General features: G+C 64.3%; 12 protein-coding genes. 7 read left to right on the top strand and 5 right to left on the bottom strand.

All coding sequences use genetic code 11. The annotated features are described in order from the left end of the window. Nucleotides 1–113 precede the first annotated feature (113 nt). The 3 genes from LLS1_RS18730 to LLS1_RS18720 are packed head-to-tail and all read left to right on the top strand — an operon-like array spanning nucleotide 114 to nucleotide 3,945. A complete protein-coding gene (locus LLS1_RS18730) occupies nucleotides 114–1,700 on the top strand; it encodes an ATP/GTP-binding protein (RefSeq protein WP_226657927.1) in 1,587 nt (528 codons plus the stop codon). Further along, entirely contained in the window at nucleotides 1,697–3,517 is a 1,821-nt protein-coding gene (locus LLS1_RS18725; RefSeq protein WP_226657925.1) for a type IV secretory system conjugative DNA transfer family protein, read from the top strand. The genes LLS1_RS18730 and LLS1_RS18725 overlap by 4 nt, the downstream gene beginning before the upstream one ends. Next, nucleotides 3,514–3,945 (top strand): DUF4913 domain-containing protein, encoded by a 432-nt coding sequence (locus LLS1_RS18720; RefSeq protein WP_226657924.1) that lies wholly within the window; start codon nucleotides 3,514–3,516, stop codon nucleotides 3,943–3,945. Before LLS1_RS18725 ends, LLS1_RS18720 begins: the two co-directional genes overlap by 4 nt. On the opposite strand, the gene LLS1_RS18715 is transcribed toward LLS1_RS18720, so the two are convergent. The 5 genes from LLS1_RS18715 to LLS1_RS18695 all read right to left on the bottom strand — a co-directional run bounded on the left by LLS1_RS18715 (nucleotide 3,894) and on the right by LLS1_RS18695 (nucleotide 7,232). After that, on the bottom strand, nucleotides 3,894–4,520 hold the full coding sequence (locus tag LLS1_RS18715; RefSeq protein ID WP_226657922.1) for a hypothetical protein: 627 nt from the start codon (nucleotides 4,518–4,520) through the stop codon (nucleotides 3,894–3,896). The two genes, LLS1_RS18720 and LLS1_RS18715, sit on opposite strands and share 52 nt — an antisense overlap. A 27-nt stretch (nucleotides 4,521–4,547) precedes the next feature. Further along, on the bottom strand, nucleotides 4,548–4,847 hold the full coding sequence (locus tag LLS1_RS18710) for a hypothetical protein (protein ID WP_226657920.1): 300 nt from the start codon (nucleotides 4,845–4,847) through the stop codon (nucleotides 4,548–4,550). A 355-nt stretch (nucleotides 4,848–5,202) separates the two neighbouring features. Beyond that, entirely contained in the window at nucleotides 5,203–6,087 is an 885-nt protein-coding gene (locus LLS1_RS18705) for a PfkB family carbohydrate kinase (RefSeq protein ID WP_226657918.1), read from the bottom strand. Beyond that, nucleotides 6,084–6,461: a putative quinol monooxygenase gene (locus LLS1_RS18700; protein ID WP_226657916.1), complete on the bottom strand. Its 378-nt coding sequence runs from the start codon at nucleotides 6,459–6,461 to the stop codon at nucleotides 6,084–6,086. Before LLS1_RS18700 ends, LLS1_RS18705 begins: the two co-directional genes overlap by 4 nt. Before the next feature lie 30 nt (nucleotides 6,462–6,491). Further along, a complete protein-coding gene (locus LLS1_RS18695) occupies nucleotides 6,492–7,232 on the bottom strand; it encodes an MgtC/SapB family protein (protein WP_226657915.1) in 741 nt (246 codons plus the stop codon). A 226-nt stretch (nucleotides 7,233–7,458) separates the two neighbouring features. Between LLS1_RS18695 and LLS1_RS18690 the strand changes: the two genes are divergently transcribed. The 4 genes from LLS1_RS18690 (at nucleotide 7,459) to LLS1_RS18675 (ending at nucleotide 11,465) form a co-directional block, all read left to right on the top strand. After that, nucleotides 7,459–8,769, top strand: coding sequence for an ABC transporter substrate-binding protein (locus LLS1_RS18690; protein WP_226657913.1), 1,311 nt, complete (start codon nucleotides 7,459–7,461; stop codon nucleotides 8,767–8,769). A gap of 268 nt (nucleotides 8,770–9,037) precedes the next feature. Further along, a complete protein-coding gene (locus tag LLS1_RS18685) occupies nucleotides 9,038–9,763 on the top strand; it encodes a carbohydrate ABC transporter permease (RefSeq protein ID WP_226657911.1) in 726 nt (241 codons plus the stop codon). Continuing rightward, nucleotides 9,763–10,584: a carbohydrate ABC transporter permease gene (locus LLS1_RS18680; RefSeq protein WP_226657909.1), complete on the top strand. Its 822-nt coding sequence runs from the start codon at nucleotides 9,763–9,765 to the stop codon at nucleotides 10,582–10,584. Before LLS1_RS18685 ends, LLS1_RS18680 begins: the two co-directional genes overlap by 1 nt. An 86-nt stretch (nucleotides 10,585–10,670) precedes the next feature. Next, nucleotides 10,671–11,465 (top strand): inositol monophosphatase family protein, encoded by a 795-nt coding sequence (locus LLS1_RS18675; protein ID WP_226657908.1) that lies wholly within the window; start codon nucleotides 10,671–10,673, stop codon nucleotides 11,463–11,465. Nucleotides 11,466–11,475 lie beyond the last annotated feature (10 nt).

The following is an 11,475-nucleotide window of genomic DNA, read 5'->3' as shown; positions in this document are numbered from 1 at the left end:
GGGCCCCCCCCCCCGCGGGCCCCCCCCCCCCGGGGGGGCCACCTGCCACGACCACGGCGACGCCGCGCCGTGTTCCGGCGCGTGGATACCCGGGCCGCGGCCGCGGCGAGATGATGGTGCTCTCCGCCGCCCCGGAATGGCGCGGCACTACCGTTCAGGTGTGCGGCCTCTGGCCGTTCGGCGTAGGTACGGGCGCGCCGATGATCGGTGTGCCGCTTGGCCGGCACCTGGTCAATCGAGGGACGGTTTGCTGCGACCCGATTTCGTGGTTCCAGCGCGCGAATCTGATCTCCAACCCGTCCGCGTTCGTGCTGGGCAAGCCCGGCTTGGGGAAGTCGACCATCGTGCGCCGGATGGCGACCGGCCTGGCCGGATACGGCGTCCAGCCGCTCGTGCTGGGCGACTTGAAGCCGGACTACGTGGACCTGATCGAAGCCCTCGGCGGCCAGGTGATCCGCCTCGGCCGCGGCCGCGGGTTCTTGAACATCCTCGACCCGGGCGAGGCCAAGGAAGCGGCACAGCTGCTCCGCGACGCCGCCCGCGCCGAGCGTGAGGCTGCTGCTGCAGAAGAAGCGGAGCTCGCGCAGCTGCGCTCGCTCGAGGTACCGGAGGATCCCGAGCGGGCACAGCTGATCCGTGAGCGGATCGCTGCGCTGGTCGGTTCCACGACGGCCCGCGTCGAGCGGGCGAAGCGCGATGACGAACTCGCTGCGGAGGTCTTGCAGGATGCGCACGGCCGCCGCCTCACAATGGTGTCGGCACTGCTGACGATCATGCGCAAGTCGCCTCCCACAGATCGAGAGGAAACTATCGTCGACCGGGCGTTGAAGCTGCTCGACGAGCAGCATGAGGGCGTGCCGGTGTTGAAGGATCTGCTGGACCTGATCCGCGAGGCACCGCCCGAGCTGCGCGCCGTCGCGCTGGACCGCGGCGACCGCGCCCGGTACGACGCAATCACCGAGAACCTCGAAGCCTCCCTCATCGGCCTCACCACGGGAGGACGGTTGGGCGAGCTGTTCTCACGGCAGACCACCACACCGATGCGCCGAGACCGGCCCGTCGTCTACGACGTCTCCACCATCGACGACTCCGAGACGGATCTGCAGGCCGCCGTCCTGCTCGCGTGCTGGTCAGCCGGGTTCGGCACAGTCAACGTGTCGAACGCGCTGGCGGATGCCGGCCTGGAACCGCGCCGCCACTACTTCGTGATCCTCGACGAGCTGTGGCGGGCGCTGCGCGCCGGCCGCGGCATGGTCGACCGGGTAGACGCGCTCACTCGCCTAAACAGGCAGCGCGGCGTCGGCATGGCGATGATCTCCCACACGATGAGCGACCTCATGTCGCTGCCCACCGAAGAGGACCGGATGAAAGCTGCCGGCTTCGTCGAGCGCTCCGGCATGGTCATCTGCGGCGGCCTCCCCTCCAAGGAGATGCCGCTGCTCAACAGCGCCATCAGCATGTCCCGCGCCGAACAAGAGATGCTGCAGGGCTGGCAGGACCCGCCCGCGTGGGACCCGATTACCGGCCAGGAGGCCGACCCTCCCGGCCGCGGCAAGTTTCTGATCAAGGTCGGCGGTCGCCCCGGGATCCCGCTGACCGTGGAGCTCACGGACGCCGAGCTGCACATCAACGACACGAACAAGCTGTGGCACGCCGTTTCCCGCACCGGCACAGTCGGCCGCGCCGAGGTCCCGGCATGAGCCCCACCAACCGCATCAAGGAGCCGTCCGCCGCTGGCGACGGCGCTCTGGTCTGGGTGTTCATCGGCCTCGTCGTCGTGCTCGTCGGCGGCCTCTGGGTCGCCGTCACCCTCGGCTCCAAGCACGACGGGGTGAACCCCGGCCTGCCACTGAACCCGTTCACGGTGTTCTTCGGCACGCTGAAGGGCACCTACGTGTGGCCGCCATCTGCCACGTGGATCCTCATCGTCGCCGCGGCTATCGTCGTGCTCCTCGCGATCCTGATCATGGTCGCGATCGCCAAGCGCCGCCGGCGCCGTTCGCGCGTCGACCACGCTGCCGGACACATGGGCCGCGGCCGCGACTTGGCCGCCCTCTCGACCAAGGGCGCGAAGAGCACGGCGCAGCGGCTCGGCGTCGCCGGATGGCTCGGTGTGCCGATCGGCATCACCGTCGCCGGCCGCCAATGGCTGTACGGCTCCCCGGAGGACATGCACGTCGACGTGTGGGGCCCGCGGACCGGCAAGACGACCTCCCGGGCGATCCCGGCGATTCTCAGCGCACCGGGCGCTGTCATCGTCACCTCGAACAAGCGTGACGTGCTCGACGCGACCCGCGACGTGCGGGCGGAGAAGGGCACGGTGTGGGCGTTCGATCCTCAGGGGATCGCCTTGGAAGCACCGTCGTGGTGGTGGAATCCGCTCTCCTACGTCACGGATGAGGAGCAGGCGGCGAAGCTGGCCAATCACTTCGCTTCCGGCTCGCGCGCGGGCGATGCACGCGCGGATGCGTACTTCGACCCTGCCGGGCAGGATCTCCTTGCCGGGCTCCTCCTGGCGGCCGCGCTGGACAATCTGCCGATCACTCAGGTGTTCACCTGGACCACCCGGCCCAGCGACGAGAAGGCGATCGATATTCTGCGCGACCACGGCTACGACCAGGTGGCCGATGCGGTCGCCGGCTACGTGTTCGCGGCGCCCGATCAGCGCTCCGGTGTCTTTGGTACGGCGCAGCAGATGGCCTCCTGCTTGAAGAGTCGGAAGATCGCCGCCTGGGTCACACCGACCGGTGGCAACTTCGCCGGCGATGCGCGGCGGCACTTCGACCCGCATGTGTTTGTGCGCAGCTCGGACACTCTCTACAGCCTCTCCAAGGAGGGGAAGGGCACCGCCGGCCCTCTCGTGACCGCGCTCACCGCGGCGACGATCGAGGCTGCCGAGCAGCTGGCCACCACGCAAGCGGGCGGGCGGCTGGCCACGCCCATGCTGGGCGTGCTCGACGAGGCGGCGAACGTTTGCCGCTGGGAGGCCCTGCCGGACCTGTACTCGCACTACGGCTCCCGCGGCATCGTCCTGATGACCATCCTGCAGTCCTGGTCCCAGGGCGTCGAGGTCTGGGGTCGCAACGGGATGCGCAAGCTGTGGTCCGCCTCGAACGTGAAGGTCTACGGCGGTGGCGTGGCCGAGACCGAGTTCCTGTCCGAGATGTCGCAGTTGATCGGTGACCACGACAAGCGCACCGCCTCTGTGAGTGTCGGCCGCGGAGGACGCTCGACGTCGAACTCGATTCGTCGTGAGCGCACGATGGATGTTGCCGACCTTGCCGCGCTTCCGCGCGGCCGCGCTGTCGTGTTCGCCTCGGGCGCTCCCGCGACGCTGGTTGAGACCGTCCCGTGGACGCGTGGTGACCAGGCTGACGCGGTGCGCGCGTCGATCGCCGCCCACGACCCCGCGAACTCCCCTTTTGAGGTTCCTGTCCCCACGTTGAGCCCATCTGATGGCTCAGCTGGCACACGGGCCTGGCTCGACGCGGCCGCGTCACGAGAGGACCGGCTGTGAGCTACGAGGACGACATGCGCGACGACGAGTTAGACGAGCAGGGCACGGCCGTCGACGACGCCGGCGAGACGCCCGAGCCGGACCTGTTCTACGGCTCGGTCGACGAGTTCGTGCGCGAATACCTGATCAAGGTCTACCGGCGTCCCGTGGGCGCTCAGGGCGGCATGAAATGGGCTGCACGCTGGTGGGAGTACCCGGAAGCTCTCAGCCGGCTCGACGCGCTCTGGCGGGCGTGGGAGCATCTGCGGCTGGACCCAGCTACCGGGATGAGTGTGTGGTGGCGTGATCACGCCGACCACCACATGCCCGCACTACTCAGCCCGAACGGGCCATTCGCTGCATCGGACGATCAGAACAAGCGCGGCGAACCGCTGCCCTATGAGGCTCCGCCGGCCGGCCTGTTCCCCGACATGCGCCGGCTCACCTGACGATCAACTAGCAGCTGCTGGATCGTGTCCTCGACGATCGAGAGCGGAGTCCATCGCGGGAACAGGTTGTCGAAATCCCGTTGCGTGAATCCGAGTCCGGCCGCTGTGGGATTGATCTGCACGCGGCCGTCCTCGGTGTAGACGTGACGGTCGTCCGTCCACACCAGGTAGGGCCGTTGGCGCTGCAGCTCCTCGGTCGCTGTGAGGGTGATGTTTGTCTCGATGACCTCGACAATCCGCGCCTGCTTCGCCTGGAAGCCAACCGCCGGAAAGTCCGGGTCGAGATCCATCTCCCCAACAGGCTCCACTCGATAGAGGGCACTGGCCCCTGTCATCCGCATCACCGCCGCAGCGAAGACACGAGCCAGCTCGCGATCGAGCGTGAAGTAGACCCGATCGCGCCTCGACTCCTTCATGCCAAGATCCGCAAGGTTTCCGATGGCGTTGGTGTGAGTGGGCGGCAGCAGCCGGTCCCCTACCGCCAAACCGGCAGCGCCTCCATGCCACAACGTCAGGGTTCGCGCTGCGTCTCGCGCAGTGCGGCGACGCTCCTTGTTCGCTTGTGCTTTCCCCACGTCCCCGATTATGTACTGAGGCCGCAGTCACAGCTTCGCGATGAATTGGCGGAGATCGAATAGGACTTCTTCCTCCGACTTGTTGGATGCGGCCGCGAGACGGTCCACGAGCCAGAGGGTGGTAGTTCCGGTCGCGAGAAGGACCGGGGTGATCTCAACCTGCGCCACGTGCTCGTCCGTCATGGTGATCGAGAACGCACCCACATCGTTGAATCGCGAGAGGGCCGTATTGAATGCAGCTTCTCGGACCTGCTCATCCTCGGAGGCGGCAAAGCCTGCGTAAAAATCGAGAAGTACGTCGGCTGTTCGCTTCGCGTTGTCGTCCATCGTGCGATGCTACGACTCGCTGAGGTGAGCTGCTCATATCACCTTTTGCACGGGCTATGTTCCCCATCCCGGGCGCAGCCCCCACAGCCCAGGAATCTGTCGACCAGCTCACACGGCGGATTCTGCGTGTGGCCGAGGCAATCTAGAGGAGCGCAGACCATCCCCATTTCTTGCGTGAATTTTGCGCTGGATCCGTCAATCCTGGTGGCATCCACGATTTGCTGATCGGTGGGCTGTTGTGGTCCATGATCCACGTGGGTCACGGCCTCTGACCACGGTGAGCCGAAGAGGCGACCCGTCGTCATCAGGTCGATTCGAAGGCTTTCCGCCGAGCCCGCCTTGTCAATCGCGGGTCCTACACCTCATAGGCAGTCGGCGGTTCGGCACCTCGACGAGAAACCGTCACGGCCGCCGCGCGCGCGGCGAAGAGCGCTGCAGCGTGCATATCTGTGGTGCTCCCGATCGCAGATACAAGGGATCCGCTCGCAAGGAGCATGTGAAGGAGCGCAGACATGTAGCTGTCTCCGGCACCGATCGTGTCCGCAACGGGCGAAGGTACCGGCTCGATTTCGATGATGTCTTCTTTAGTCAGCACAAACGACCCGGCCGCGCCCCGGGTAACCGCCACGACCGGCCCCAACGCGGCTATGCACCGCGCAGCTTCGCCGAGGGTCGTGGTGGGGTAGAGATACTGCGCGTCCTCGTCACTGAGCTTCACAAGGTCAGCGCTCGAAGCTATCCGTTCAAATCGCTCTCTCGCTGCGTGATCGTCCCCGAGGAGATCGGAACGGATGTTCGGATCGAAGCTGATCGTCGTTTTGCTGGGAAGTGCGGCGAGTAGCTCTTCGATCTGGTCCGCGCCAGGTGAGAGGAAGGCCGCAATCGACCCGATATGCACATGGTGGACGCGCGGTAGTTCTACTCGATCAGGCAGACGCCATCGGATGTCAAATTCGTATCTGGCGGAGCCGTCGGCCTGTATTTCGGCCACCGCAGTCGAGGTTGCGGGAAGACTCCACGATTCAGGCAGTATCGTCACCCCGGCAGCGGCCAGCCGCGCGGCGATTGCATCGCCGCGGGCGTCGGGACCGAGAGCGGTGAGGAAATGAGTCGCTGTTCCCAGACGTGCGAGACCGAGTGCGACGTTGGCTGGGGACCCGCCAGGGATCTCTTCGACGAGGGTCGGGGTGCTAAGGATGTCCGTCAGCGCTTCGCCAACGACGAGGACTTGCGATCTCATTCGTCCCCTCCAGCCGCATGGACGCTGGGCAGGGTGTGGCCGCCTCCTCCAGGAAGGGAATCGAGGAACTGTAGCTCGGATGCGCCCGCCACGTGAGGCGCTAGGGCGTGATTGAAGATTGCGTTGACCTGGCTATTCAGATGGTCAGTAAACGCCGATTCATCCTCGTAGCGCTCGAACACGACGAACCTTGAGGGTGTGGCTGCATCGCGGTATGGCTCGAACTGTATGCAGCCCGGCTCACTTCGGACTGCCGACGTGTAGTCCGCCAGAAGCTGCGCGGCGGCGTCTTCGTGCCCGGCAATGGCCGTAAAAGTCGCGATGAGTGCAACGCCGGTGCTGCTGGAGCGGGTGAGGGAGTCCGGTGAGTTCATGGGTTATGCCTTCGTCTAGTCGAGCGGCGCTCAGTCGTCTGTGTCGGCGGGCCACCACCGGCTGGAGGTGACTTTCGGGTCGAGGCTGATGCGTTGCACTGCCAGTTGCAAACCGTCGGTGTCGCCTGAGTGGGTGGCCGAGACGCCCGCGAGGAGCTTCATCTGTGAGCTCTTTCCTGGCCGAATGTCGAGGGACCGCAACGTGTATTCGGGCCGATCGACGGCTTGAAGCAGCAATGCGCGAACGCGCTGCTCGCTCTTGTCGGTGGTGACGACCTCGAGCACGTAATCGGTCGAGCTGTCGTCGTCGAGTTCGAGTGTTCCGGCCTTTTTTTGTCCGGTGTGCAGGTTCACCCATCGGCTGATGGGCCTGAGCAGTGTGTTTGTGGCAACGATGGCGGTCGCACCGATGAGTGCCATGAGCAGCATGCCGGAGCCGGCGAGAGCTCCGATCGCGGCGGCGCACCACAACGTCGCGGCGGTTGTGAGGCCGCGGATGTTGAGTCCGTCTCGCAGAATCACACCCGCGCCGAGAAAACCGATGCCAGATACGATCTGGGCGGCGACTCGTGTCGGGTCGGCATTTGAACCTTCGATGCCGACAGCTCCGACGATCACGAATAGGGCAGCACCCACCGAGACCAGTGCGTTTGTACGCAGTCCAGCGCTACGCAATCGCCATTGACGTTCGAGTCCGATCGCGGCCCCAAGGAGAATCGCGACCAGCACGCGAAAAGACAAGTCCAGCAGCAGCGCAGGGTTTGGATCCATAGCGAGCATCACCGCTCTTTCAGTCGTTAGGCAGAAGAAAGGTCGGGCCCGGCAACCTGGGACCGGTCCCGCGATGACGAGTACGTTACCCCACGTTCGTCAAGATTTCATCTTGCAATTTCCAGCTATTTGTTTATGCTGGGACCGGTCCCGCTAGCCTATTCCTGAAAAACCGGTCTAGACTCGGGACCGGTCCCAATCACTGTCGATTTGAAAGGCCCCATAAATGCGTTCCCCCAAACGAACCAAGCGCATCGTTGGTGCGGCAGCTGCCGCAGTAGCGATTGCTGTCGCCGTTGCAGGCTGCTCCTCCGGGACTTCCTCTTCGTCTTCGTCGTCGTCCAGCGGAGGCAAACCCGTCAACCTCAGTCTCCAGATGTGGGATCCCGAGCAGCAGGCGGGCGTCCAAAAAGCTGTCGACGGTTTCGAGAAGGCCAACCCGAACATCACTGTGGACGTGGAGCAGATTCCCCAGGCGCAGTACTACACCAAGCTCGACGCATCCCTCGCCGCCGGCCAAGGCCCCGATGTGATGTGGCAGAGCTCATTGGCGTCGCAGTATGTCGACGGCGGCGCGCTCGAGCCGTTGGACAAATACATCAAGGAGTCCGGGGTGAAGCTCTCCGACTATCCCTCGAAACTCGTCAACCTCTATAAGTTCGACGGCAAGCAGTACGGCATTCCGAAGGACGAAGACGTCTGGAGCTTCATCTACAACACCGCCACGTTCAAGAAACTCGGCATCACGGATGTCCCCACCGACAAGTGGACGTGGGATGACATGATCCGCATCGCCAAGGAAATCAAGGCCAAGCAGACCACCGATTCTGACTTCCCGATGTACTACTACACGACCTTCGTCAATGGCGTGGCCGGCATCGTGCACCAGCTGGGCGGCACCGTTGTCAAGGACAACAAAGGCACGATGAGCTCCAAAGAGGGCACTGAGGCACTTCAGCGGCTGAAGGGTCTGCAGGACGACAAACTCGTCCCGCCGGTCTCCCTGGCTGCTGACTACAGCGAAACGTCAGCACTGATCTCCGGCACCCTGGCTATGGGAGAAGTTCCTTCGTACTATCTTTCGGATCTGACGAAGGCCAACCTGCCGGCCGGCACCCTCCATGCCGTACCGGTGCCGTCGATCAACGGCTCCCGTGCGACGGACACGAACGGACTGTCCTACACGATGAACGCCAACTCGCAGCATAAGGACGAGGCGTGGAAGCTCATCGAGTACCTCACCTCGGAAGAGGGTGCCAAGCTCCACGTCGAGGGCGGGGCCGGCTTTGCCGCCAACACCTCCACCGCAGTGCAGGACGCCTACTACAAGGCCAACAGCTCGATCGCCAACCTGAAAGAGGCGTACCAGCCGATGCTGAAGGACAGCTACCTGCGCACCACAACGCAGTACCCCGCCATGCGACCGAAGAACCCGGAAATCGAAAGCGCTGTCGGCGACTACTACCAGGGTTCTACGTCGGCAGCCGAGGTCGAGAAGAACATCGACTCGATCCTGAATGACGCCCTCGCGAAATGACCACTTCCACTGCTACACGGCCTCCTGAGGTCGTCGAACCGAGCCAGCGTCGCCGCCCTGTGCGGCGGCGCCCGCAAGGCCCGCGGGGGGGGGGGGCCCCGGGCGCGCCCGGCGCGACGCCCGGATCGGCCTGCTGTTTCTTCTGCCGCTGTTCGCTGGACTGGCAATCTTCCGCTTCTACGGGTTCGGCTACAACGTTTGGCTCTCGTTCACCAAGGCGGGAGCGTTTGGTCCACCGAAGTGGATCGGCATCGAGAACTACCAAGAAATGTTCAGCGACAAACTGCTCGGTGTCGCGATCATCAACACGTTCAAGTATTGCGTCTTGATCGTGCCCTGCGTGGTCATCCTCTCGCTGCTCTGCGCGACGCTGATGAAGTACAAGTTCCCGGGTCAGTCCGCATTTCGAGCCATCATCTTCCTGCCCGCAGTCGCGCTGCCCACGGCTGTCATCCTCCTGTTTGGCTGGATCTTCCAGTCGCAGTACGGAATCATCAACGCGGCAATCAAGGCGATGGGCGGATCCCCAGTCAGCTGGCTTGGAAGCGCCAGTGGGTTCGCGGTCGTAGTGACCGTGATTATGGTCTTCCTCTCATTCAGCGTTCCGACGATCATCCTTTACGCCGGGATGCAGGAGATCTCCGCGGAGGTCTACGAGGCAGCATCGTTGGATGGCGCGGGCCCAACCCGCCGGTTCTTCTCTGTAACTTTGCCGCTGCTCAGCCCATCGCTGTTCTTCGTCATCCTGACGACCACAATCGGCACCTTGAAGCTGTTCGACGTCGTCTATCTGCTGCTGCCGCCGGACCAGCCCACGGCAGCAAAATACGGAATCACAGTCGTGTATTACTACTACCAACTCGCCTTCTACGGCATCGGCCAGCGCGGCTACGCCGCCGCGGTGTCAATCCTTCTGTTCTTGATCATCATGGCGGTCTCGCTAGTGCTCTTCCGCCTCCAGCGCCGCTTTGTGCACTACGGGGAGGACGGCTGATGCTACAACTGACTCGCGCCCGCTGGTGGACCTACATCATCGTCGCCATCGTCGGCCTTGCCATCCTGGCCCCGTTCGCGTGGATGATCTCCACAGCCCTGATGAGCACCGCCCAGACACTCCAGGTCCCGCCGAAGCTCTTCCCCTCGCCTGTCACTCTCGAGGGAGTGGAGCAGGTCTTCCAACGCCTCCCGTTCTGGAGTCTCTTATCGAACACCGTCCTCGTCTCGGCCGCCCGCGTGATCGGCACGGTCGTGATCGGTGTCCTCGCCGCTTACGCGCTCGCGATCATCAAGGTGCCTGGGGCGCGGTTTATCCTGATCGGCATCCTGGCATTGCTGATGGTTCCCGGGGACATCTTCATCATCCCGAACTACGCGATCATCGCGTCGGCCGGGCTCACGAACACCCTGGTCGCTCTGTTCCTGCCGAACATCTTCGATGTGTTCGCGGTCTTTCTGCTCTACCAGTTCTTTCGAGGTATCCCGCGAGAGCTGGTCGAGGCGGCGCGCATCGATGGTCTGACGCACGTGCGCATCATCTGGTCCATCGTCGTTCCGATCGCCAAGAGCGGCATCATCACCGTGGCGCTGCTCACGGTGCTCTCGGAATGGAAAGAGCTGCTCTGGCCGATTGTGATCAACAGATCCGTCGATAAGTTGCCGCTGGGGCCCGGGCTCGCTCTGCTGCAGGGCACCTACACAACCGATTACAACGTCCTGATGTCCGCTGGCGCCTTGGCCGCTCTGCCGATGGTGATTATCTTCCTCGTTCTGCAGAAGCACTTCATCGCCAGCGTGGCGCGCTCAGGACTGAAGTAGCCGATCGAATTCCCACACCATCCCGCCTCTCGTCGTCCCCCCAGCGCACAAGGGGCGGGATGCCACACCTGAAAGGACACCCATCGGTGACCACAATTGACCCGCTCGAGCTGCTGGACATCGCGTCGGTGGTCGCCGGAGAGGCCGGCGCCTTGGCCGCGAGCATGCGCCGCGACGGCATCAGCGTGGCAGCGACCAAATCCAGTCAGCTTGACATCGTCACTCAAGCTGACACCGCGGTCGAATCTCTTATCCGCGACCGGCTAGCCCAAGCGCGGCCCGGTGACGGCGTGCTGGGAGAAGAAGCGGGCAAAGACGATCGGGACAGCGAGATCGTCTGGATCGTCGACCCGATCGACGGCACGGTGAACTATCTGTACGGATCCCCTAACTGGGCGGTCTCCATCGCCGCGACGGCCCCGGGACCAGGCGACACCCGCATCTCGGTAGCCGCGGTCGTCTACGCACCCGAACTCGGCGCCGAGTACACAGCGGCGGCGGGTCACCCCGCTCACCGGAACGGTGCCACTCTGCGGGTTAACACGCAGGTGCCCTTGGATAAGGCGCTCGTCTCCACCGGTTTCCTTTACGGGCTGGCCAGCCGGGCGCGCGTGGTCGAAGACATCGCTTCCCTCAGCCCACGCATCCGCGACTTTCGCATGAGCGGCTCCGCTGCGCTCGGTATCTGCGGGGTGGCCGATGGCAGCGTGGACGGCTATTTCCAACGCGGTCTCCCGATCTGGGACTACGCCGCCGCCACTCTAATCGCCGCTCGAGCCGGCGCGTCAGTGCACGGCCTTGATGGAGGCGCGCCCTCGAGCCAGCTGCTTCTGGTCGCTGAGGGTGACCTCGTTGACGCACTCCAACCCCATCTGGCCTGACTGGCCCGAC

This window comes from Leifsonia sp. LS1 (genome assembly GCF_020521355.1).
Classification (GTDB): Bacteria; Actinomycetota; Actinomycetes; order Actinomycetales; family Microbacteriaceae; genus Leifsonia.
This window is presented reverse-complemented; position numbering and strand designations above follow the sequence as displayed.